Source organism: Micromonospora sp. DSM 45708, from assembly GCF_039566955.1.
Lineage (GTDB): Bacteria > Actinomycetota > Actinomycetes > Mycobacteriales > Micromonosporaceae > Micromonospora.
Window position 1 is genome coordinate 3,391,321 of record NZ_CP154796.1, and the last position, 22,845, is coordinate 3,414,165.

The following is a 22,845-nucleotide window of genomic DNA, read 5'->3' on the forward strand; positions in this document are numbered from 1 at the left end:
GATCCAACCAACACTATGAGACCAAATAGCACTCCCCGAAATGGCTCCTTTTTGCCAGCCGAACAACGGTCAGGGAATTTGTAGGCATCCCTGAGCAGCAGAGATATCCAATGATTGCCGTCGAGCCGGGTAGGGCGGGATTTCTGGCACGGTCGTACCGACCAGTATCTATTGCGCTTTCGAAAATCGCAGCGATAGCCTACGTCCCCGATCACGCGCCACGGGGGTTCAATTCTCGGGCGTCCACTGACAGGAGACAACGTGCTCAGACGCTTTGCAACCGCCGGAATCGCCCTGTTGGCCTGCCTCGCGGCCACCGGAGCGGTGGCAATGCCGGCGCACGCCTCGGAACCCGACTGTTCTCTCAATTGTGACGGCGGGGGCGGGGGTGGCACCGGCGACCCCGGCACGCCGCCGCCTCCGTCGCCACCGGCGTACAACCTGCAAGGCGTGATCCAGTTGGAGAGCGTCGGCCACGAAGGAGCCTGGCCGTTCCGCGTCGGCGGCATCAAGGTCCGTGGCTACTCTCGGCTCGCCACCTGGAGCAACGACCGGGTGGACGCCAACTACATCAACGTCCGGTGCTCGGCCACCGTGCTCAGCTACTCCACCAACGACTACGACTCGGAGAACAACGGCGCGCTCGTCGACGTGACCTTCTGGTCGCCGACCGTCCCGGTCAGTGGCGTCCCCGCCCAGTCCCGGACGGTCACGGTCAACTGCACCCACCACGCCGAGAAGAACGGCGTCACCTACGACACCACCAGCACCGCCCAGTTCGTCATCCCCGAGTGATTCTCCGGGGTGGCCCGGTCCGGGCCGGGCCACCCCGGAGTACTCGCGCCCGAGCGGGCGCCGCGCCCTTCAGTCAGCCGGGTTCAGTGGCAGGTGCCGCTGCCGCCGTCGGTGAAGGTCTGCCCGACGACCGGCAGAAAGCGCCAGTCGTATCCGCCGGTGTAGAGGGTGAGCCTCAGGACGCCGTAGGTGGTGCCGTTGCGTACCTCGCTGTTGGGCACCACGGTGCCGAAGTTTGACTGGAGGGAACGACCGCCGGTGCCCACCACGAACTCGCGGATGCCCCGGGCGGGGTCGGCGGTCCGGTCCGGGGACTGGGGGGCGAACCGTTCGTACTGGTGGGCGTGCCCGTTCAGCACGATCTCGGCGCCGGCGTCGTAGAGCGCCTGGAACAGCGGTAACACGTCGGGCGCCTGCCGCTCGCCGGAGCTGAACAGGGGATGGTGCCAGTAGGCCAGGGTGCAGCGGCTGGGGTGGGCCGCGAGGTCGGCACGCAGCCACCGCTCCTGGGCCGAGCCCGCCTGGCAGCCACCCACCTTGGCGCAGTTGGAGTTCAGCACGACGATGTGCCAGTCGGAGGAGCCGGGCAGGTCGTACGAGTAGTAGCCGAGTCCGGCGGGCCCGGCCGCCGCCCCGAAGTAGGCGAAGTAGGGGGCGGCGTTGGCGGTGAGGTACTCGTGGTTGCCGACCGCGGGACGGGTGCGGGCCTTGTGTCGCCCCCAGGTCGGCTGGTAGCAGTTGGCGAACTCGGCGGTGGTGCCGGACTCGTAGACGGAGTCGCCGATCGTGGCCACGGTGCCCGGCTGGCTGTCCAGGATCCGCGCGGTCTCCTCGTCCCGGTCGGTGGTGCAGCCCGCGATGTCCCCGGCGGCCAGCAGGATGTTGTCGGGGCTGGGGGGCACACCGGTGTCGACAGCGAGTCGAGGCCAGTTCTCGGCGCTCTCCCGGGCGTCGTAGTAGGCGCCGTCCGGGTCGCTGGAGGAGATGGCGAAGCTGACCACCATGTTGCCGGTCACCGCGGCGGTCACGTCGGCCTGATACCAGCGATCGGGCTTCACGATGCCGAACCGGGACAACGGCGAGCCGATTCGGGACGGTCGGTTGGCATAGGTCAAGGTCGTCTCGACCCAGTTCGTGCCGGTGCGCTCGATCGTGCCACCCGTGAGGCTGCCCGCAAAGCTCGCGCTGCTGGTGTGCATCACCAACCGGGCATGCACCACGGGTGCGGTCAGGCCGGTGACCGCGAAACTCACGTACGAGATCCGGGCCGGACCCGCGGCCACCGCCAGCGTCGACGACGTGTCGTAGTTCGTGGTGGGGGCGGCGGCGTTGACGTAACTGTCGTTGGTGGCGGCGAAGACATGGGTCGTGATGGCCGCCTCGGCCGGCGAGCCGACGGTCAGGGCGGCACCGACCACGACCGCGCTGAGGATCGCGGCGAGCAGGGCGCGGGGGGTCCCGGTGGTCCGGGACGGAACGGGCCGGGTACGGAGGAGCATCCGTGGAGTACATCCGGACCGCCGTGAGCGGGGCGTCACCACGTCGACCGGCCCGGTGACGCAGCCGCCGCATTCGGGGGCCGCCGGGAGACTCCTCTCCCGGCGGCCCCGACGATCGGCGGATCAGTTGCGGACGATGGTGAACGTGCTGGTCGTGTTCTTGATGTCCTGGTAGTTGTCGGTCAGGCGCAGGTTCGTGAACGTGGCCGAGCCGACGGCCGGGCCCTGGCCCGCCTCGGGCATCTCGTTGACCCAGATGCCGAAGCCGGACTTCGCGTCGAACGCGTCACCGCTGCGCCGCGCCCCGGAGATCGACACGTTGGTGAGCACCGTGTCGGTGATCGGGTTCTCCGGCTGGCTGCCGGTGTACTTGGTCTGGAACATGATTCCGGAGTACGTCGGGTCCACGATGTCCACGTCGGTCACCCGGATGCCGCGGAACTCCTTGGACGCGGAGAACAACCACATCGCGGGGAACGTCTGCGCGCCCCAGAAATGCCCGCCCGAGCGGATCAGCGAGATGTTCTCGAACCGGGTGGGCGGGCTCGCGCCGAACCCGACGAACGGGTAGCCGAAGTCCAGCGAGCTGATGGTGATGCCCGAGTACGTCAACTGGTCGGCGATGTAGAGGTTGCGGAAGATGTTGTCGTAGCCGCCGTACACGGCGATGCCGGCCGCCCGCCAGGTCAGCGTGGCGGTCAGGTTCTCGAACACGTTGCCGTGGTTTCCGCCGGAGCCGCCCTGGTCGGTGGCGGAGAACAACGCGAACGCGTCGTCACCGTTGGAGCGTCCCTCCGAGTTGGTGACCAACGCGTTGGTGCTGCCGTTGGTCATGTTCACCGCGTCGGCGAACGTGTTGCGGAACCGGCTGTCCCGGATGGTCAGCCCGTCCACGCTCACCCCCCAGTACGCGCAGACGGTGTGCTCCACCCAGACGCTGTCCAGCGTCAGGTTGTCCACGTCCTTCAACTCGCCCCACACCTTGCCCGGACCGTCGATCCGGTTGGTGTAGTTGCCGAAGAACGCCAGGTGGGCGAAGGTCGACCCGCTGGCCGAGGACTCGACCCGGAACCCGGCGTCGGTGTTCTGCTGGTTCGTCGGCGTCTGGAAGCGGGTGTACCACATGCCCGCGCCGACGACCTTCACCGCCTTGCCGTACACCTGGAGCTTCTGCGCGGTCTCGTAGGTGCCGGCGGGCAGGTAGACGCCGACAAGCGTGCCGGTGGTGTCCATCCGCACCGCGTCCAGCGCGTTCTGCACGTCGGCGTGGCTGAAGCCGGTGGGCACCTTGTACCGGGTCGGGTCCGGGTTGGCGCGCGGCGACACCAGCTCGGTGTTGACGAAGTCGATCGCGTACGTGGTGCTGTTGGCCGGGTCCTTCTGGAGCCGGATCCGGCTGCCCGCCGGGACGGTGGCGTTGAGCAGCACGTTCGCCTCGTCGTAGAGGTGCCGGGGCGCGCCCGCGCTGGGCGAGTCGCTGGGGGCGGCCTCCGCGCCGTAGAGCCAGATGTGCTTGGAGGTGAGGCTGATCGGCTTGTGCAGCACGCCGTTGACGTAGACGTTGAGCGTCGAGTCGATCCCGCCGCCGCCCGGTGCGTCCGGGATGGAGAAGCGGGTGACCAGTGCGTTCGCGGCCGACTTGGTGGTCCACTCGACGTACGCGCCGGTGGTGTTGAGCGTGACCGCGCGCCGGCCGGACGCCTCGCCGGCCAGGTCGCCGATGGTGCGGTTCGGGCCGATCACCTGCGCGCCGCCGCCGACCGAGCCGTCCTCGGCCTCGTACGCGTCGTACCCCAGGTTCGCGCCGCGCCCGACGAACAGCGGCCGGTCACTTGTGTTGTTCTGCCGCTTCACCGGCAGCTCGTTGGCGTCGTCGGCGAGCACCACCCGCACCGTGTAGCGGCCGTTGGCGGCGGTCCAGGTGCCGAGCGACACCGGGCCGGCGGTGGCCCCGGCGGCGATCGTGCCGGAGTACGCGCCGGTCAGCGTGCGGACCACCGTGCCGGCGTCGTTGAGCACGGTGAGCGTGATGCCGTGCGCGCCGCTCGCCGACGCGATCGTGCCCTGGTTGCGCAGCGTCACCGCGAAGCTGACCGTGGCGCCGGCGGCCGGCGTGCCGGGCGACCAGGTCACCGCGGAGGCCACCAGGTCGGAGCTGGCCACCGGGCTGACCGTCAACGCGGTCGGGTTGGTGTAGGAGTTGTTCGCCTCGTTCTGCTCGATCACCGTGTTCGACTCGTCGACCTTGGCGGTGAGCTGGTAGCTGCCGGCGTCGCGCGCGCCGATGCTCGCCGAGACGGTGGTGGACGCGCCGGCCGCGAGCGCGCCGACGGCGGCGGTGCCGACCTTCGTCGTACCCAGGTAGAGGTTGACGGTGGTGGCGGCGGACGCGGCGGTGCCGGCGTTGCGCACGGTGGCGGACAGCGTGATCGCGTCGGTCTCGACCGGCGCGGCGGGCGAGGCGGTCAGGGCGGTGACGGTCAGGTCCGGGTTGGCCGCCGGCACGCCGATGACCTGGAACTCCGCGACCTGGCCGTTGGAGGAGCCGGAGTTCGCGGTGAACTGCAACCGGACGTCCGCGGTGGTCGCGGAGACCGGGACGGTCACCGTGTTGCCGGTGTTCGGGTTGAAGGAGTACGTCGCGGAGCCGACCAGGCTGGTGAACCCGGACGCGGACTGCTCCCGCCCGAGCACCTGGAACGTCTGGGTACGCGCGCCCCACGCCGGGTCCGGGTTGAGCTTCACCACCACCGCGCTGATGCTGGCGTTCGCGCCCAGCGCCACGGTCAGCGTGCTCGGGTACGCGCCCGGCGCGCCCTCCCAGTAGGTGGCGACGTCGTTGTCGACCGCGTTGGCGGCGTTGAACACGTGCACCACGGAGGAGGCGGTGGCCGGCTTGCCGACCGCCAGGTTGGTGCCGCCGGTGGTGCTGCCGGTGCGGGTCACCGTGTTGCTGTTCGCCGACACGTTCCCGGCCGCGTCGCGGGCCCGCACCTGGTAGGAGACGGTGGCGCTGTCCGGCTGGCTGTCGGTGAACGTCAGCGTGGAGCCGCCGACGCTGGTGCGCAGCACGCCGTTGGCCCACACCTCGTAGCCGGTGACGCCCACGTTGTCGGTGGACGCCGTCCAGGTCAACCGGATCTGCCCGCTGGCCGGCTGGGTGTAGGCGAGGTTGCCGGGCGCGGTCGGCGCGGTGGTGTCGCCGGTGTTGCCGGTGCGGGTCACCGTGTTGCTGTTCGCCGACACGTTCCCGGCCGCGTCGCGGGCCCGCACGTAGTAGGCGACGGTGGTGCCGGCCGGCTGGGTGTCGGTGAAGGTCAGCGTGGTGCCGCCGACGCTGGTGCGCAGCACGCCGTTGGCGTACACGTCGTAGCCGGTGACGCCGACGTTGTCGGTCGACGCGGTCCAGGTCAGCCGCACCTGGTCGGTGGCCGGCTCGGTGAACGCGAGACTGCCCGGCGCGCTGGGCGCCTGGGTGTCGCCGGTCGCCGGGCCGTAGATCTCCAGCTCGGAGAGCTGCCCGGCCGGCCAGGCGCTGTTCGCGGTGAACAGCAGCCGCAGGTAGCGGGTGGACGCGGTGGGCACGGTGACGGTGACCGTGTTGCCGCCGGCCGGGTCGAACGCGTACGACGCGGACGCGACGAGCGTGCCGAACGTGGAGCCGTTGGTGCTGCCCTGCACCGTCAGCGTCTGGTTGCGCGCGCCCCAGCCGGTGGGCAGCCGCAGCACCAGCCGGTTGACGCTGGTGGCGGTGCCCAGGTCGGCCTGGATCCACTGCGGGAACGCGTTGTTCGGGCTCTCCCAGTAGGTGGCCGCGTTGCCGTCGTTGGCGTTGCCGGCCCCGTACACGTCGGAGTGGCCGCTCTCGGTCATGGTCTTGCCGAGCGCCAGGTTGGTCGAGGAGCTGGCGGTGCCGTAGACCTCCAGCTCGGCGAGTTGGGCGGCGGCCCAGCCGGTGTTCGCGCTGACGGCCACGCGCAGGTAGCGGGCGTTGGTGGCGGAGAAGCCGAGCGTCACGGTGTTGCCGGCGGCCGGGCTGAACGCGCGGGCGGCGGACGCGACGACCGTGGTGAAGCCGCTGCCGTCGGCGCTGGCCTGCACGGACAGCGTCTGGTTGCGGGCCTCCCAGGCGGCCGGGAGCTTGAGCACGACCTGGTCGACGGCGCGGCTGGTGCCGAGGTCGACCTGCGCCCACTGGGGTAGCGCGCCGCTGCTCTCCCAGTAGCTGCCCTGGTTGCCGTCGGTCAGGTTGGCGGCCACGAACGAGCCGTTGACGCTGCTGGCGCTGGCGGGCCGGCCGGCGGCGAGGTTCGGGCCGCCGGCGGCCAGGGCCGGCGGGGCCGGCGCCGCGGTGACGGCCAGGCCGACCGCGGCGAGCACCGCGACCATTCGGGTACGGAATCTGGACATGGTGGACGGACACCTTCTTCCCGGGGGACGTGGAGAGGCGTTGACGGGGGTGGGGGATGTGGTGCGGCGGGGACCCGGGCGGGTCCCCGCCGCGCCGGGTCAGGAGGCGTAGACCTCGAACTCGGAGAGCTGGCCGGCCGGCCAGCCGGTGTTGCCGGTGAAGGTCAGCCGCACGAAGCGGCGGTCACCGGCGGGCAGCGCGACCGACACGGTGTTGCCGCCTGCCGGGTCGAACGTGTAGCCGGCCGCCGACTTGAGCGTGGTGAACGACGCGCCGTCGGTGGAGCCGAGCACGGCCACCGTCTGGGTGCGGGTCTGCCAGGCCGCCGACGGCGGCAGCTTGAGCACCACCCGGGCCACCGGCCGGGCGCTGCCCAGGTCGACGGTCACCGACTGCGGGAACGCGTTGTTGGCGCTCTCCCAGTAGGTGTTCACGTTGCCGTCGACCGTGTTGCCGGCGCCGTAGACGTCGGCGTGGCTGGTCTCCGCGACCGGCCGGCCGGCGGCCAGGTTGCCGGTCGGCGGCGCGGTGGTCGGCGGCGGGGTCGACGGCGGGGTGGTGGTCGGCGGCGGGGTGGTCGTGCCGCCGCCGTACACCTCCAGCTCACTGAGCTGGGCCGCCGGCCAGCCGGTGTTGCCGGTGACGGTGACCCGGACGTAGCGGCGGGCGCCGGACGGCAGCGCGATCGACACGCTGTTGCCGGCCGCCGGGTCGAACACGCGGCCCGCCGACGCGGCGAGCGTGCTGTAGGAGGAGCCGTCGGTGGAGCCGAGCACGGAGAGCGTCTCGGTGCGGCGCTCCCAGCCGGCGGGGAGCTTGAGCACCACCCGGTCGACCGTGCGCGACGCGCCGAGGTCGACGGTCACCGACTGCGGGAACGCGTTGTTGGCGCTCTCCCAGTAACTGGTCGCGTTGCCGTCGACCGCGTTGCCGGCCGCGTACGTCTGGTTGACGCTGGTGGCGGTCGCCGGCCGGCCGAGGGCCAGGTTCCCGCCGGTCGGCGGCGGCGTGGTCGGCGGCGCGGTGGTCGGCGGGGCCGTGGTCGGGGGCGCGGTGGTCGGCGGCACGCTGGTGGGCGGCGGGCTGGACGGGCCGTTGCCCCACTGCGGCTGCGGCCACGGCCCGCAGTACGGGGTGGCCGTGTACCAGCCGGAGTTGCCGCTGCCCTGGGTGATCTGGAAGCCGCTGCCCACGCAGTTGTGCATCGGGTTGGCCTGCGCGATGTTGGTGGCCCGCACGTTGGTGAAACTGACCTGGCTGGGCGCCTGCACCTGGAGCGCGTACGTGCCCGCGCCGTCGATGCGCACGTTGCTGAACGAGATGCCGCTGGTCTGCCCCTCGATCCAGTGCAGCGCCGCGTACGAGCTGTCCAGGATGTCGGTGTCGGTGACGGTGATGGCCGCGCCCTGGATCGGCTCGTTGAGCGCGGAGAACCAGATCGCGCCGACCCCGAAGTTCCAGTTGTAGTCGGAGTTGCCGTTACGGATCAGCGTGTTGCGGGCCACCGTGATGGTGCCGGCCACCGCCGTCGGCCCGGTGACGCCGGGATAGCGGTTCGCGACGTGGATGCCACCGCCGTTGGTCACCGAGTCGGCGGTCACGTTGTCGGCGATGGTGATGTTCCGCCCGCCGTACGTGACGAGGTGGTTCGCCAGGATCGTCACGCCGATGGTGTTGTGGGTGAACGAGTTGCCGACGTTCGGCACGCTCTGCGCCCACATGGCCAGCGCGTCGTCACCGGTGTTGCGGACGAACGTGTTGGTCACCGTGGAGTTGGTGACGCCCCAGTGGAAGTTCACCCCGTCGGCGGTCTGGTCCAGGATGCGGCTGTTGCGGATGGTGAAGTTGTCCATCGGCCCGTCCATCCAGGCGCCGACCTTGGTGTGCTGCAACCAGAGGTTGTCCACCACCGAGTCGGTCATCGCGCCGCCGAGCGCGTTGACCTGGTCCTCGTCGACCCGCTCCCGGATGTCGCCGATGATGGCGAAGTCCCGCAGCGTGACGTTGCGGCTCGGTCCACCGGCCTCGTGCGAGCGGATCTCACCGGAGTAGCCGCCGCCGGGCACGTACTTGCCGTAGATGCCGGCGGCGCGCTTGCGGTCGGTGGGGTGCCGGCCGCCGAGCACCGAGTACCACGGCCCCGCGCCGCGCAGCGTCACGCCGTCGACCACCACGTGGTCCCAGAGCGTGAACGTGCCGGACGGGATCCACACCGCCTTCCCCTGCGCCTTGCCGGCGTCCACCGCGGCCTGGAACTTCGCGGTGGAGTCGGTGGCGCCGGTCGGGTCCGCGCCGAAGTCGGTGACCACGTCCAGCACGCCGGACGGCTTGCTGATGGGCGCGGCGACCAGCTCGAAGTCGGCCAGGTCGATGGTGAACGTGGGCGACTGCGCGGTCGAGGAGACCTGGAGGCGGATCTTCGTGCCGGCCGGGTAGGTGGTGCCGAACATCGCCCGGGTCTCGTCGTAGAAGTGGTGCGGGTTGGTGTCACCCGGGTTGTTGTTGAACGGGTAACCGCCGTAGTACCAGCCGTACCGGGAGGTGACCGGCACGGCCTTGACCAGCGTGCCGTTCGCACGCAGGTCGATGGCGGCGTCCCGGCCGGTGCCGGCGGCGTTGTCCGGCAGGCTGTAGCGGAACGTGACCGCGTTCGCGGGAGCGGCGAGCGTGAACTCGACGTACTCCCCGACCGCGTCGAGCGTGACCGCCTCCCGGCCGGACGCCTCGGACGGCAGCGTGCCGTAGCGTCGGTCCGGGCCGATCTTCGTGCCGTTGTGCGCGACCTGCTCCGCCTCCTGCTCCCGGAACGGGACGGTGGCGCCGCGGCCGGCGATGTCGAACGGGGACAGCCCGGCGGCCTGCGCCGGGGTGGCGGTGGAGGTCAACGCCACGACGGTGAGTGTCGAGGCGGCGAGCGCGGCGGCGGCCAGGGCCGCCAGCCCGGTGGTGCGGTGGCGGTGCGCGGTGCGGTGCTCGGCCATGCGGGGTGTGCTCCCTTTCGTCGGTGGCCAGGTCCCCCGTTGCGGCGGTGCTGTCCTTCCTCCCCAGGTGCGGTGGCGGCCGGGACGGGCCGCCGGTCGTGGTGCGGCGCGGTGACGCCGGCGGCGGGACGGAGCCCCCGGCGCCACCGCGGTTCAGCGCGATCCGGTACGCAGCCAGACCGCGGTGTCCGGTGGCAGCCGGTCGTCGTCGAGTGGACCGCTGGCCAGCAGCAGCCGGTCGTGTGCGGGCAGCGGCACGGCCTCCCGGCCCAGGTTGACCAGGCAGGCGAAGCCCGGTTCGCGGGCGAACGCGAGCACCCCCTCCGGCGCGGGCAGCCAGCGCAACGCGCCGTCGCCGAGCGCCGGTTCGGCCCGGCGCAGGCCCAGCGCCGTCCGGTACAGCTCCAGCATCGAGTGCGGGTCGCCGGTCTGGACGCGGGCGGTACGGTCCTTCCAGTCCGCCGGCTGCGGCAGCCACGGCGCGGCGGTGGCGTCGTCGGGGCTGAACCCGAACGGCGGCGTGTCGCCCTGCCAGGGCAGCGGCACCCGGCAGCCGTCACGGCCCGGGTCGACCCGTCCGGAGCGTTCCCACATCGGGTCCTGCCGCAGCTCGTACGGGATGTCCTCGACCTCCCAGAGCCCCAGCTCCTCGCCCTGGTAGACGTAGGCGGCACCGGGCAGCGCGAGGCTGAGCAGCGCGGCGGCGCGGGCCCGGCGGGTGCCGAGTTCCAGGTCGGTGGGGATGCCCTCACGCTTGGCGGCGAAGCTGAACGTGGTGTCCGCCCGGCCGTAGCGGGTGACGTGCCGGGTGACGTCGTGGTTGGACAGCACCCAGGTGGCCGGCGCGCCGACCGGCGCGTGTGCGGCCAGCGTGCCGTCGATGCTGTCCCGCATCGCGGCGGCGTCCCAGGCGCAGCCGAGGAAGTCGAAGTTGAACGCGGTGTGCAGCTCGTCCGGGCGCAGGTAGTTCGCGAACCGCTGCCGGTCCGGCAGCCACACCTCACCGACCAGCGCCCGCTCGCCCGGGTAGCTGTCGGCGATCCGCCGCCAGGCGCGGTAGACGTCGTGCACGCCGTCCTGGTCGCGGAACGGGTGCGGCCGGTCCGGGTGGACCTCGGGCAGCGTGCCGTCCTTGACCAGCAGGCCGGCCGAGTCGATGCGGATGCCGTCCACGCCCCGGTCGAACCAGAACCGCAGGACGTCCTCGAACTCGGCGCGCACCCGGGGGTGGTCCCAGTTGAAGTCCGGTTGCTGCGGCGCGAACAGGTGCAGGTACCAGTCGCCGGGCGAGCCGTCCGGGTCGGTGGTGCGGGTCCAGGTCGGGCCGCCGAACTCGCCGGTCCAGTCGGTCGGCGGCCGGGAGCCGTCCGGGCCCCGGCCGGCCCGGAACCAGAACAGGTCCCGCTCGGGCGCGTCCGGGCCGCCGGCCAGCGCCGCCTGGAACCACGGATGCGCGTCCGAGCAGTGGTTCGGCACCACGTCGACGATGGTCCGGATGCCCCGCGCGTGCGCCTCGTCGATCAGCGCCTCGACCTCGGCGAGCGTGCCGAAGACCGGGTCGATGTCGCGGTAGTCGGACACGTCGTAGCCGGCGTCGGCCATCGGCGACGGGTACCAGGGGCTGAACCAGATCGCGTCGATGCCGAGCGCGGCGAGGTGGTCCAGGCGGGACCGGATGCCGGCGACGTCACCGATCCCGTCGCCGTTGCCGTCGGCGAAGCTACGCGGATAGACCTGGTAGATCACCGCGGAGCGCCACCACGGGCTAGTGTCGACCATGGACACGGTCACCTGCTTTCTGCGGGTCGGTTCTGATGCGACGGGCGGCGGTGCCCGGTCAGCCCTTGAGACCGCCGGTGGTCAGGCCGGACATGATGTTCCGTTGGAAGATCAGGAACAGCACGACGGTCGGGATCGCGGCGATCACCGACGCGGCGATCACCACGTTCATCGGGGTGCCGCCGGCGAAGGCGTAGATGCCGACGCTGACCGTGCGCGTCTCCGGTGACGGCATGACCAGCTTCGGCCAGAGGAAGTCCTTCCAGACCGCGGTCACCGCGAAGATCGCGACCACGCCGAGGATCGGACGGGACATCGGCAGCACGATCGACCAGAGCGTGCGCAGCGGCGACGCGCCGTCCATCACGGCGGCCGACATCAGATCCTCCGGGATCGAATCGAAGAACCGCTTGAGCAGGAAGATGTTGAACGCGTTGGCGACCAGCGGCAGCCAGATCGCGAACGGTGAGTCGAGCAGGTTGACGTGCACGATCGGCAGGTCGATCACGGTCACGTACTGCGGGACGATCAGCACCATCGCCGGGATCATCAAGGTCGCCAGCATCAGGCCGAGGATCACGCCACCCAGCACCGGGCGCAGCTTCGACAACGCGTACGCCGCGGCGGTGTCGAACACGAGCTGGAACAGCACCGCGCCGGTGGCGTAGTAGAACGTGTTGAACAGCAGCTTCGCCAGGTCGAGGTTGGTCCACGCGTCGACGTAGTTCTGCGGCTGCGGGTCGCGCGGGAACAGCGACGGCGGCGTCTGCGCGATCTCCTGGCCGCTCTTGAGCGCGCCGGTGACCATCCAGTACAGCGGGCCGAGGAAGACCAGCGTGAACGCCGCCACCACGACGGCGAGCACGGCCCAGTAGAGGACCCGGCCGCGTCCGCGCCGCAGTTGGGCCGGGGAGATGAGGGTACGGGTGGTGGAGTCGACTGCCATGTCCTAGTCCTGTCTCGCGGTCAGTCGCACGTAGACGGCGGAGAACCCGGCCAGCACCACCAGCATGATCACACCGAGCGCGGCGGCGCCGTTGAGGTCGTTCTGGAAGAAGCCGTGCTGATAGATCAGGTACGCCACCGACGTCGCCGAGTCCTGGGTGCCGGCGCCGTTGGCGAGGATCAGCGGCTCGATGAAGAGCTGCATGGTCGCCACGATCTGGAGCATCGCCAGCAGCGCCAGGATCAGCCGGGTCTGCGGGATCGTCACGTGCACGATCCGCCGCCACACGCCCGCGCCGTCGATCTCGGCGGCCTCGTACAGCTCGCCGGGGATGTTCTGCAACGCGGCCAGGTAGATCAGCACCGCGCCGCCCATGTTCATCCAGGTCGACGCCAGCACCATGGCCGGCATCGTCATCGTCGGCGACTGCATCCACTCCGAGGTGGGCAGCCCCAGCGCGGTGAGGACCGCGTTGAACAGTCCCGCCTCGCTCGGGTCGTACGCGTAGAACTTGAACAGGAACAGCGCGGACGCCGGCGGCAGCATCACCGGCAGGTAGACCAGCGCCCGCAGGTAGCCCTTCGCGTGGCGCAGCTCGTTGAGCAGGATCGCCACGAAGAACGGCACCGCGTAGCCGAGCACGAGCGCGAGGCCGGTGAAGACGAACGTGTTCTTCCAGGCGGTCCAGAAGCTCGGGTCGGCGATGATCCGGGTGTAGTTGTCCCAGCCGACCCAGGTGGTCTCGCCGCGCCGGGTGCGCTGGAAGCTCATCACCACGCCACGGACCATCGGGTACCAGGAGAAGACGGCGAAGCAGGCGACCGCGCCGATGAGGAACGTGTGCCCGGTCAGGTTGTCCCGTACCTTCCGGCCGAGCCCGGCGCGGCGCGCGGCGGTCTGCCGCGGCGGCGGTGCGGGACGGCCGGGCCGGCGGGTGGCACCCGGGGCGGTGGTGAGCGCCAAGGCAACTCCTGCGGTAGTGGGTGGGGGCCGGGTGCGGCCGGCCCCCACCCCGGTCGGGTCAGCTACCGGCGGCGAGGAGCTGGTTGACCTTGTCCTCGGCGGTCTTGAGCAGGGCGTCGATGTTCGCGTTCGGGTTGGTCAGCACCCCGGACATCGCGGCGTCGAGCACCGCGTAGATGGCCTGGGCGTTGCGCGGCTCCCCCTTGATCGGCACCGGGTTCGTCTCGAAGGCCGTGAAGTTGGTGGTGTCCACGTTGGCGTTGGCCTTGCGGAGCTCCAGCTCCTGCTTCTGCGCGTCGCTGCCGTTGGTGAACAACAGCGGCTGGGGCAGGCCCACCGGGTAGTTCTGCGGCTTGGCCCGGACGTAGTCGAACTGGCCCTTGCCGGGCGTGAGCTTCTGGTAGGCGATCCACTTCAGACCGGCCTTGACCTGCTCCGGGCTCAGGCCCTTCTTGAAGAAGTAACCCTCACCGCCGCCGAGCGTCGCCTTGGCCGGCCCGTCCTGGCCGGGCAGCGGGCCCATCGCCCAGTCCTGGTACTTGCCCTGGAACTGGCTGACGATCGCCTGGGTGGCGTCGGGCGCGCCGATGAACATGCCGACCTTGCCGGCCCCGGCGTTGGTGAGCAGGTCACCCCACTGGAGCAGTTGCCGGCTGCCCATGCTGTTGTCGCCGTAGCGCATGTCCTTGAGGTTCTGCAGGACCTGCTTGCCCGTCGGGTTGTTGAAGTCGGCCTTCTTGCCGTCGGCGCTGAGCACCTGGCCGCCCTGGGAGTAGAGCAGCGAGGTGAAGTGCCAGCCGCCGGTGTTGCCGGCGCTGTACTCGGAGTATCCGGCGACGCCGCCGCCGAGCGCGGAGATCTTCTTGGCCGCGGTCCGCACCTCCGGCCACGTCTTCGGCGGGTTGGCCGCGTCGAGCCCGGCGCGCTGGAACAGCGCCTTGTTGTAGATCAGGCCCATCGAGTAGTTCTTCACCGGTACGCCGTAGAGCTTGCCGCCGTCGGTGAAGACCTCCTTGAGCGCCGGGTCCACGCTGTCCCAGGTCGGGATCGTGTCCTTGGTGGCGTACTCGGTGATGTCCATCGCCTGGCCGGAGTCCAGCACCTGCTGGAGGTCGGTCATGTAGCCGTAGAAGACGTCGGTGACGGTGCCGCCGGCGAGGCGGGCGGTGAAGTCCGGCGGGTTGTTGCACTGCTCGCCGACGCTGACGCTCTTGACCACGATGTTCGGGTTCTGCCGCTGGAACTCGACGACGTCGTCGTTCCAGTTCTTCAGCAGCTCCTTCTGCGCGCCGACCGGCTGGCAGTCGACAGTGATGGTGACCTTGCCGCCGGCGTCGGCGGAGTCGTCACTCTTGGTGGAGCACGCCGCGAGGCTGAGCCCGAGGCCGGCCGCGAGCGCCGCCGCCGCGACCTTCCGATATTGCGGTACGGACATCTGTCCATCCCTTCGGGAACGGTTATATCGATGACCTGCACTGGTGTGGGTGACCCCCGGTGAGTGGAGTCAATGTAGCGACGCCGACTCTTCACGGCAAGGTTTCAACGTGATGACGAAAGAATACGACTTGATGACGGATGATCGGGACGACCACGGCAGCCGAGCCCGGCGCGGGGCGCTTGACGGGCTACTTTCATTTTGCAAGCATGACCCCATGAGCCTCTTCATCACCTGCCCGGTCGAGAGTGTCGAGCGCGCGACCGCCTTCTACACCGCCCTCGGCTGGACCCTCAACGCCGAGATGTCCGACCACAACGTGTCGTGCTTCGCGATCGCCCCCGAGCAGTACGTCATGCTCGGCAGCCGCGAGATGTACGCGAGCGTCGGTGGAGTCGAAGAGCTGGTCGGCGGAGTTCAGACGCCCTCGAAGGTCACGGTCTCGTTCGACCTGGGCAGCCGCGAGGCGGTCGACGAGCTCATCGACCGCGCCGGCGCCGCCGGCGGGCGGATCGGTGACACCGACGACTACCCCTTCATGTACCAGCGCCAGTTCGACGACCCCGACGGCTACCACTACTCACCGTTCTGGATGAAGACGGACGCCGATCCGACCTCGTGAGCGACCTCGCCGCGGCCCTCGACATCGTCGGAGCACGGTGGGCCCTGCTCATCGTGGAACGGCTGCTCGACGGGCCACAACGCTACGGCGATCTACAGCGCGAACTCGGCGTGCCGACGAACATGCTCGCGACACGCCTGCGCGAACTCGAAGCGGCTGGCGTGCTGGTCCGCCTGCCGCTTCGACACAACACCCGGGCCTACGCGCTGACCGATCGCGGGTTGGCCCTGCGCGCGGCGATCGTCGCGCTCGGCAACTGGGGCCGGAACGACGGCTAGGAAGCGTCTCTCCGGGGGGCGGGGGCGGTGGAGCCGCGTACCACCAGCTCGGGCTCGAAGAGCAGCTCGTCGTGCAGGACGCCGGCACCCTCGATCTGTGTGACCAGCAGGTCCACCGCGGCCTGCCCCATCGTCTCGATCGGCTGCCGGACCGTGGTCAGCGGCGGATCGGTGCAGGTCATGAACGCGGAGTCGTCGAAGCCGACCACCGACACGTCGGCCGGCACCGCGCGGCCGAGCCGGCGGGCCGCCCGGATGGTGCCGAGGGCCAGCACGTCGCTGGCACAGACGACGCCGGTCACCCCACGCTCGATCAGTTTGGTCGCCGCGACCCGCGCCCCCTCCATGGAGAAGCTGGACCGTTCGACGAAGCGGCGGTCCGCGCCCCAGCCGGCGGCCCGGACCATGGCGTCCAGCTTGCGCCGCGAGGGCACGTGGTCCTCCGGGCCGAGCACCATGCCGATCCGCTCGTGCCCGAGCGAGCGCAGGTGCCCGTACGCCTGCTCGACCGCTACCGCGTCGTCGGTGGACACGCGCGGGAAGCCCAGCTCCTCGACGCCGGCATTGACCAGCACCACGGGCAGGCCCCGGTCGGTCAGCCGCCGGTAGTGCTCGTGCGAGGCGTCGGCGAGCGCGTACGAGCCGCCGGCGAAGATGACGCCGCTGACCTGGTGGTCGAGGAGCATCTCGACGTAGCCGGACTCCGGCACGCCGCCGATGGTGCGGGCGCAGAGCGCCGGGGTGAAGCCGCGTTGGGCGAGGGAGCCGGTGACCACCTCGGCCAGCGCCGGGAAGATCGGGTTCTGGAGTTCCGGCAGGACCAGCCCGACCAGTCGGGCCCGCTCCCCGCGCAGCTTCGTCGGGCGCTCGTAGCCGAGCACGTCGAGCGCGGTCAGCACGGCCGTCCGGGTCGCCTCGGACACGCCGCCCCGACCGTTGAGCACCCGACTCACGGTCGCCTCGCTGACGCCCGCCTTGCGGGCCACCTCCGTCAAGCGCTTCGTCACCGCGGCATCGTACGTCAGATTCTTGCAAAAAATGAACAGCAACTTGGCATCCTCACGACCCGCCGCCGCCGCTCAGGAGTCGAAAGATCCGAGCATATCCATGCTTGAAAGGCGACAAGTTGCCGGAATAACATGAGGCACCTTGTCGGCCGGCACCCCTCGCCTCCGTCGAGGCCCCGTCCCTCCTCGCGAAAGTGGGTGCTCCGATGCAGCGGAGCGTGCAGAGCAGGTCGGGCCGCCGCCCGTCCCTGCCGAGAATCCTCGCGGTGGCGGTCACCGCCGCCGCCCTCGTCGTACCGCCGGGTGCCGCCACCGCGGCGACCACCTCACCCGGCCCGGCCCCGGTGGTGACGCGGGCCGCCCTCGACCCGGCGCTGACCGCCACGCGCGGCGCCACCGTGGACTACGTCGAGCAGGAGGCGGAGAACGCGCGGACCACCGGCACGGTGATCGGTCCCGACCGCTCCGCCTACACGCTCGCCGGCGAGGCGTCCGGCCGCCGCGCCGTCCGCCTGCTCCCCGGCCAGCACGTCGAGTTCACGCTGCCCCGGGCCACCAACGCGCTGACCGTGCGGTACAGCATCCCGGACGCGCCGGGCGGCGGCGGCATCACCGCGCCGCTGCGGGTCGACGTCGGGCGCGGGCCCGCACGCACCATGCGGCTCACCTCGGAGTACGCCTGGCTCTACAACCAGTACCCGTTCACCAACGACCCCGCCGCCGACCTGCTGCACCCGGACTGGTGGATCACCGAGTGCTCCTGCGTGCCGGCGGCCACCACACCCGCTCCGGCGATCACAAAGCCGTTCCGGCCGCACCACTTCTACGACGAGCAGCGGCTGCTGCTCGGGCGCACCCACCGGGCCGGCGAGGTGGTCCGACTGACCGCGCCGACCGGGACGGCCGCCGCCTGGACCGTGATCGACCTGCTGGACGCACACCTGATCGCGCCGCCCCGGGTGGTGCCCCGTGCGGTCGACGTGCTCGCCTTCGGCGCCGACCCGACCGGGCGGCGGGAGTCCGCCGACGCGTTCGACCGGGCCGTCGCGTACGCCCGGCGGGTGGACCGTCCGCTCTACCTGCCGCCGGGTCGGTTCCAGGTCAACCGGCACGTGATCGTCGACGACGTGACGATCGTGGGCGCCGGAAGCTGGTACACCGTCGTGACGGGACGCGAGGTGGCCCTGGACCCGCCGGCGCCCGACGGCTCCCGGCACACCGGCGTCGGTTTCTACGGACGCGACGCCGCCGACGGCGGCAGCCGCGACGTCCACCTCTCCGGCTTCACCATCGAGGGCGACGTCCGCGAACGGATCGACACCGACCAGGTCAACGCGCTCGGCGGCGCGCTCAACCACAGCACGATCGACGGCCTCTACCTGCACCACACCAAGGTCGGCATGTGGTTCGACGGGCCGATGACCGGGCTGCGCGTCACGAACACGGTCATCGCCGACCAGATCGCCGACGGCCTCAACTTCCACACCGGCGTCACGCACTCCTCGGTGACCAACTCGGTGGTCCGCAACAGCGGCGACGACGCGCTGGCCATGTGGTCGGAAGGGACCCCGAACGCGGCCAACACGTTCGCGTACAACACGGTGCAGTCCCCCGTGCTGGCCAACGGCATCGCGCTGTACGGCGGCGCCGACCTGACCGTGGCGCACAACCTGGTCGCCGACCCGGTCCGCGAGGGCAGCGCGATCCACGTGGGCTCCCGGTTCGGGGCCGAGCCGTTCGCCGGCCGGATCCGGATCACCGGCAACACCACGGTCCGGGCCGGCACCTACGACCTGAACTGGAACATCGGCCTCGGCGCGATCTGGTTCTACGCGCTGGACCGCAGCATCGACGCCGACATCCAGGTGACCGGCGACGCCTACCTGGACAGCACCTACAACGCGATCATGCTGGTCAGCGACTGGCCGGTGAAGGACCGGGTCCGCATCGACGGCGTCGTCTTCCGCGACGTCCGCGTCGACGGCACCGGCACGTCGGTGGTGAGCGCCCGAACCGCCGGCGGGGCGAGCTTCGCCGGTGTGGACGCGCGCAACGTGGGCGCGGTCGGGGTGAACAACTGCGGCTCGTTCCACTTCACCCCGGCCGGGTCGGAGTTCACCCTGACCGACCTCGGCGGCAACGACGGCGGCTGGCTCGCCCCGTGGCTGCTGCCCAACACCATCACCTGCGACGACCGCCCCCCGGTGGTGCCGCCGCCCCCGCCGTCGACCTGGTGACCGGCGGCCGGGCGGCCCGGACCGGACCGGACCGGTCCCAGCCCGACCGCCACCCGGTCGACCAACCCAAGCTTGATCGACACCAGTTCCCCGACATGGCGGGATCAGCACCGGCCTGATGCCACCACCTCCCCGAAATGGCGGCGGCCCGGCGGGCCGATTGGCGCTCGGTCGGGTCAGGACATGCGTGATGCCGCCACCTCGGCGAGGTGGCGGCATCAACGTCTGTGGATCAGGCCTCGGTGAGCTGGCCCCGCAGCTTGGTCAGGGCGCGGGCGAGCAGCCGCGACACGTGCATCTGGGAGACGCCGACCTTGGCGGCGATCTCGCTCTGGGTCAGGTTGCCGTAGAAGCGCAGCGTCAGGATCTTCTGCTCCCGCTCGTCGAGCGTGGCCAGCGCCGGGCCGAGCGAGGCGCGCAGGTCGGCCAGCTCGTACTCGTTGTCCTGGACGCCGAGCGTGTCGCCCAGCTCGGTCGCGCTGTCACCGTCGCCGATCGGGGTCGAGAGCGAGACCGCGTTGTAGGCGCGAGCGCCCTCCAGGCCCTCCAGGACCTCTTCCTCGGTCACGTCGAGGTGCGCGGCGATGTCGGCGACGGTCGGCGCCCGGTTGAGCGTCTGGGTCAGCGAGCTGTTCGCCTCGGAGATGCGCAGCCGCAGCTCCTGGAGGCGGCGGGGCACCCGGATGTTCCAGGTGCGGTCGCGGAAGTGCCGCTTGATCTCACCGAGGATGGTCGGGATGGCGAACCCGGCGAAGTCGACGCCGCGGGAGGCGTCGAACCGGTCCACCGCCTTGATCAGGCCCAGCGCCGCCGTCTGCGCGAGGTCGCCGGCCGGCTCGCCGCGACCGCTGTAGCGGGCGGCCAGGTGGTTGGCCAGCGGCAGCCACGCCTCGATGACCTGATTACGCAGGGCGGCCCGCTTCGGGTGGTCCGCCGGCAGTTCGGCGAGCGCCGCGATCAGCTCGCTGGCGCGGGTCTCCTCACCGGTCTGCGGCGCGCGGTGCACCTCGGTGACGGACGGTGCCTTGGTCATCGTGGTCATGCTGCCCTTCCTGTCCTCGGAGAACGGGTGGGACTCCCACACCGGTCGTGGGAGCAACACTAGACCAAAGTTCACCAGCAAATCAACCGAACGGACGATGGATATTTGCCTCATAACTGGACAAAGGATCAGCGGGACAGCAGCGGACGGTAATCGGCGGCGGTCAGCGGCAACGCCGACACGCTGCCGTCCGCGCGCGGCACCTCCAGCGGCTGGCCGTCCCGGCGGAACGCGACGCTGTCCACGTCCGGCCGCTGGGTCAGGCTGCACACGATCTGCCCGAACGCCAGCACCTCGTCGTTACGGCCGGTCTCCTCGCCGGCCTGCCGCACCTCGACCGTGGCGACGGTGCCGGCCAGCGCCGCGCCGGCCACCGCCACCGTGCCCGGCAACGCGGTCGCCAGCCCCCGCCCACGCTCCGCCTGGTCCGGTCCGGCCAGCAGGTGCTGGAGGTGGGCGTCCACCCCGGGCAGGCCGTCCACCCGGCGGGTGACCACCGCCAGCCCGTCGTCGCGTACGAAGCAGAACGGCTCGTCCACCCGTCCGTCCGGGTCGACCCTCGTGGTGCCCGCCGGTGTCGGGAACCGCCCGGGCGGTGACTGCACCAGCCGGGGCTCGTCGTCGACCGGCACGCCGCAGCCGGCCAGCAGCACGGCCGCGAGCAGCGCCGGAACCAACCGGCGCGTCATCGGACCGCCCCCGGCAGCTCGACCCGGAACCGGGCGCCCCGGTGCCGGTCCCGCACGGTCGCCGTGCCGCCGTGCGCGGCGGCGTGCTGGGCCACCAGGGCCAGCCCGAGGCCGGTGCCGTCGGTGCCGGCGCGGGCGTGCGCGGCCCGGCCCCGGACGAACCGGTCGAAGATGGCTTCCCGGTCCGCCGGCGGCACGCCCGGCCCGTCGTCGTCGACCTCCAGGACGCCCACCCCGTCCGCCGCGCCCAGGCGGACCGCGACCGGGCCGCCGCCGTACCGCTCGGCGTTCTCCAGCAGGTTCAGCAGGACCTGGGCGAACCGGCGACGGTCGATCCACCACTGGTGCGGCACGCCGTCGGCCACCTCCACCAGGCTCTCCGGCAGCGACCGTTCCCGGCAGGCGGCCCGGGCCAGCTCGGCCACGTCGACGGTCTGGCGGTGCGCGGGCTGCTCGGTGCGGGCGAGCTGGATGAGGTCGTCGACCAGCCGCTGGAACCGGGCCACCTCGTCGGCGACCAGGCCGGCCGCGGTGGCGGTGCGCTCGTCCTGGTGCTCCCTGCGGCGGTTCAGCACGCTCGCCGCCGCGGCCAGCGTCTGGAGCGGGGAGCGCAGCTCGTGGCTGACGTCCGCGGCGAACCGCCGGTCCCGGTCGATCCGCTGCACCAGCTTGTCGACCATCTCGTTGAACGAGCTGGACAGGCGCGTGAGGTCCGGGTCGGTGGTCGGGTCCAGTCGGGTGGCGAAGTCGCCGGCCGCGATCCGCTCGGCGGCGTCGGCGACCGCGGTGAGCGGGCGGAGGCTGTTGCGGGTGGCGTACCAGCCCAGCGCCGCGCCGGCCCCGGCGATCATGATGGCCACCGCGGTCAGCGCCAGCCCGACCACCTGGAACGTGTCCTCCACCTCGCGCAGCGAGGTCAGCTCGTAGTAGCCCAACTCGCCCGGGAGCGGCACGCCGACCAGCAGCGTCGGCTGCCCGTCGAGGCGGATCCGCTGCACGGCGGGCTGCCCCTCGGCGACCACGCGTTGCAGCTCCACCGGCACCGAGCTGGCGCCCACGTCGGCGGTGCGGGCGTACCAGCCGGTGCGCAGGTGCAGTAGCGGACGTCGCGCGCTGCCGGTGTCCAGCGAGCGCAACACGGCCACCACGTCCGGCGTGCCGGTGTCCAGCCCCGACCGGACCACCGCGGCGTCGTAGTACGCGGCCCGGACCGCGGTGCGCTCACGCTCGTCGAGCAGCGAACGGCGGGTCAGGTCGTACGAGAAGAGGGCCATCAGCGCGGCGAGCAGCAGGGCCCCGACGGCGAACGCGGCGGTGACCCGGGCACGCAGTCCGGGTCGGCTCATCGTTGCAGCTTGTAGCCGAGGCCCCGGAGCGTGACCAGGTGGCGGGGGTTGGCCGGATCCGACTCGATCTTCTGCCGCAGCCGCCCCACGTGCACATCGACCAGCCGCTCGTCGCCGGTCTCGTAGCCCCAGACGCGGCTGAGCAACTGCTGGCGGGACAGCACCCGGCCGGCGTGCTCGGCCAGCTCGCAGAGCAGCCGGAACTCGGTCCGCGTCACCGGCACCGGGTGGCCCGAGCGGCGCACCTCGCCGGCCTCCGCACTGATCTCCAGGTCGCCGAAGAACTGGGCGGGCGCGGGGCCGCCCACGGTCCGGACCCGTCGCCGCAGCGCTCGCAGCCGGGCCGACAGCTCCTTGACCGCTACCGGCTTGACCACGTAGTCGTCGGCGCCGGCCTCGAGCGCGGCGACGATGTCGTGGGTGTCGTCGCGGGCGCTGATCACGACGACCGGGACGTCGTCGTCGCGGCGCAACTGGCGGATGCAGTCGAAACCGTCGATGCCGGGCAGCATCAGGTCGACCAGCACGTAGTCGGCCGGGTTCTCCCGCTGCCGACGCAGCCCCTCCTCCGCGGTCGCCGCCCCGTCGGCCCGGTAGCCCTCCTCCTCCAACGCGAGCTGGAGCGCGAGCCGGATACGGTCGTCGTCCTCGATCACCAGTACGGCCGTCATAGGGGCATCATGACCGGCCCGGCACGGGTCGCCCAATCGCGTCGGCCGTTCGTGGTTTTTGTCATCGAACCGTCATCCAACCGTCCGGTGACCTCCAAGATCGCCGCCCAGAGTGGGAGCGGACCGGAACCCCGTCACGGAAGC

At 71.3% G+C, this 22,845-nt stretch carries 16 protein-coding genes; 4 read left to right on the forward strand and 12 right to left on the reverse strand.

The features are described from left to right. Positions 1-450: 450 nt before the first annotated feature. Positions 451-795, forward strand: a complete 345-nt coding sequence (locus VKK44_RS14425; RefSeq protein ID WP_343447487.1) for a hypothetical protein — start codon at positions 451-453, stop codon at positions 793-795. 83 nt (positions 796-878) lie between these two features. On the opposite strand, the gene VKK44_RS14430 is transcribed toward VKK44_RS14425, so the two are convergent. The 7 genes from VKK44_RS14430 to VKK44_RS14460 all read right to left on the reverse strand — a co-directional run bounded on the left by VKK44_RS14430 (position 879) and on the right by VKK44_RS14460 (position 14,809). Next, the gene (locus VKK44_RS14430) at positions 879-2,294 is read right to left on the reverse strand and encodes a CBM96 family carbohydrate-binding protein (RefSeq protein WP_343447488.1); all 1,416 of its coding nucleotides are present in this window, start codon (positions 2,292-2,294) and stop codon (positions 879-881) included. 123 nt (positions 2,295-2,417) lie between these two features. Beyond that, positions 2,418-6,704 carry a galactose-binding domain-containing protein gene (locus VKK44_RS14435; RefSeq protein WP_343447489.1) on the reverse strand — a complete coding sequence of 1,429 codons (4,287 nt, stop codon included), beginning with the start codon at positions 6,702-6,704 and terminating at the stop codon, positions 2,418-2,420. Positions 6,705-6,803: 99 nt separating this feature from the next. Then, positions 6,804-9,686 carry a galactose-binding domain-containing protein gene (locus VKK44_RS14440; RefSeq protein ID WP_343447490.1) on the reverse strand — a complete coding sequence of 961 codons (2,883 nt, stop codon included), beginning with the start codon at positions 9,684-9,686 and terminating at the stop codon, positions 6,804-6,806. Between the two features lie 153 nt (positions 9,687-9,839). Then, positions 9,840-11,465, reverse strand: coding sequence for a glycoside hydrolase family 13 protein (locus VKK44_RS14445; RefSeq protein ID WP_343447775.1), 1,626 nt, complete (start codon positions 11,463-11,465; stop codon positions 9,840-9,842). A 58-nt stretch (positions 11,466-11,523) separates the two neighbouring features. Continuing rightward, a complete protein-coding gene (locus VKK44_RS14450) occupies positions 11,524-12,411 on the reverse strand; it encodes a carbohydrate ABC transporter permease (RefSeq protein WP_343447491.1) in 888 nt (295 codons plus the stop codon). Positions 12,412-12,414: 3 nt separating this feature from the next. After that, positions 12,415-13,374 (reverse strand): carbohydrate ABC transporter permease, encoded by a 960-nt coding sequence (locus VKK44_RS14455; protein WP_343447493.1) that lies wholly within the window; start codon positions 13,372-13,374, stop codon positions 12,415-12,417. A 58-nt stretch (positions 13,375-13,432) separates the two neighbouring features. After that, entirely contained in the window at positions 13,433-14,809 is a 1,377-nt protein-coding gene (locus VKK44_RS14460; protein ID WP_343447494.1) for an ABC transporter substrate-binding protein, read from the reverse strand. A gap of 112 nt (positions 14,810-14,921) precedes the next feature. On the opposite strand from VKK44_RS14460, the gene VKK44_RS14465 reads away from it, so the two are divergent. Then, entirely contained in the window at positions 14,922-15,431 is a 510-nt protein-coding gene (locus VKK44_RS14465; protein ID WP_343447776.1) for a VOC family protein, read from the forward strand. After that, positions 15,428-15,709, forward strand: a complete 282-nt coding sequence (locus VKK44_RS14470; RefSeq protein ID WP_343447495.1) for a winged helix-turn-helix transcriptional regulator — start codon at positions 15,428-15,430, stop codon at positions 15,707-15,709. The genes VKK44_RS14465 and VKK44_RS14470 overlap by 4 nt, the downstream gene beginning before the upstream one ends. Here the strand turns inward: VKK44_RS14470 and VKK44_RS14475 are convergent. Continuing rightward, positions 15,706-16,716, reverse strand: a complete 1,011-nt coding sequence (locus VKK44_RS14475; protein WP_343447497.1) for a LacI family DNA-binding transcriptional regulator — start codon at positions 16,714-16,716, stop codon at positions 15,706-15,708. The two genes, VKK44_RS14470 and VKK44_RS14475, sit on opposite strands and share 4 nt — an antisense overlap. Positions 16,717-16,922: 206 nt before the next feature. Between VKK44_RS14475 and VKK44_RS14480 the strand changes: the two genes are divergently transcribed. After that, positions 16,923-18,953 carry a carbohydrate-binding protein gene (locus VKK44_RS14480; protein WP_458351644.1) on the forward strand — a complete coding sequence of 677 codons (2,031 nt, stop codon included), beginning with the start codon at positions 16,923-16,925 and terminating at the stop codon, positions 18,951-18,953. A gap of 232 nt (positions 18,954-19,185) precedes the next feature. On the opposite strand, the gene VKK44_RS14485 is transcribed toward VKK44_RS14480, so the two are convergent. From VKK44_RS14485 to VKK44_RS14500, 4 genes are all read right to left on the reverse strand, one after another. Next, positions 19,186-19,995 (reverse strand): SigB/SigF/SigG family RNA polymerase sigma factor, encoded by an 810-nt coding sequence (locus VKK44_RS14485; RefSeq protein WP_343447500.1) that lies wholly within the window; start codon positions 19,993-19,995, stop codon positions 19,186-19,188. Between the two features lie 128 nt (positions 19,996-20,123). After that, positions 20,124-20,684, reverse strand: coding sequence for a GerMN domain-containing protein (locus VKK44_RS14490; protein ID WP_343447501.1), 561 nt, complete (start codon positions 20,682-20,684; stop codon positions 20,124-20,126). Beyond that, positions 20,681-22,030, reverse strand: coding sequence for a HAMP domain-containing sensor histidine kinase (locus VKK44_RS14495; RefSeq protein ID WP_343447502.1), 1,350 nt, complete (start codon positions 22,028-22,030; stop codon positions 20,681-20,683). Before VKK44_RS14495 ends, VKK44_RS14490 begins: the two co-directional genes overlap by 4 nt. Further along, on the reverse strand, positions 22,027-22,701 hold the full coding sequence (locus VKK44_RS14500) for a response regulator transcription factor (RefSeq protein ID WP_343447503.1): 675 nt from the start codon (positions 22,699-22,701) through the stop codon (positions 22,027-22,029). The genes VKK44_RS14495 and VKK44_RS14500 overlap by 4 nt, the downstream gene beginning before the upstream one ends. Positions 22,702-22,845 lie beyond the last annotated feature (144 nt).

Coding starts and splice junctions, on each gene's coding strand:
- VKK44_RS14430 (WP_343447488.1), bottom strand. CDS start 2,294: ATGCTCCTCCGTACCCGGCCCGTTCCGTCCCGGACCACCGGGACCCCC.
- VKK44_RS14435 (WP_343447489.1), bottom strand. CDS start 6,704: ATGTCCAGATTCCGTACCCGAATGGTCGCGGTGCTCGCCGCGGTCGGC.
- VKK44_RS14440 (WP_343447490.1), bottom strand. CDS start 9,686: ATGGCCGAGCACCGCACCGCGCACCGCCACCGCACCACCGGGCTGGCG.
- VKK44_RS14445 (WP_343447775.1), bottom strand. CDS start 11,465: ATGGTCGACACTAGCCCGTGGTGGCGCTCCGCGGTGATCTACCAGGTC.
- VKK44_RS14450 (WP_343447491.1), bottom strand. CDS start 12,411: ATGGCAGTCGACTCCACCACCCGTACCCTCATCTCCCCGGCCCAACTG.
- VKK44_RS14460 (WP_343447494.1), bottom strand. CDS start 14,809: ATGTCCGTACCGCAATATCGGAAGGTCGCGGCGGCGGCGCTCGCGGCC.
- VKK44_RS14465 (WP_343447776.1), top strand. CDS start 14,922: ATGACGAAAGAATACGACTTGATGACGGATGATCGGGACGACCACGGC.
- VKK44_RS14480 (WP_458351644.1), top strand. CDS start 16,923: ATGCAGCGGAGCGTGCAGAGCAGGTCGGGCCGCCGCCCGTCCCTGCCG.
- VKK44_RS14485 (WP_343447500.1), bottom strand. CDS start 19,995: ATGACCACGATGACCAAGGCACCGTCCGTCACCGAGGTGCACCGCGCG.
- VKK44_RS14490 (WP_343447501.1), bottom strand. CDS start 20,684: ATGACGCGCCGGTTGGTTCCGGCGCTGCTCGCGGCCGTGCTGCTGGCC.
- VKK44_RS14495 (WP_343447502.1), bottom strand. CDS start 22,030: ATGAGCCGACCCGGACTGCGTGCCCGGGTCACCGCCGCGTTCGCCGTC.
- VKK44_RS14500 (WP_343447503.1), bottom strand. CDS start 22,701: ATGACGGCCGTACTGGTGATCGAGGACGACGACCGTATCCGGCTCGCG.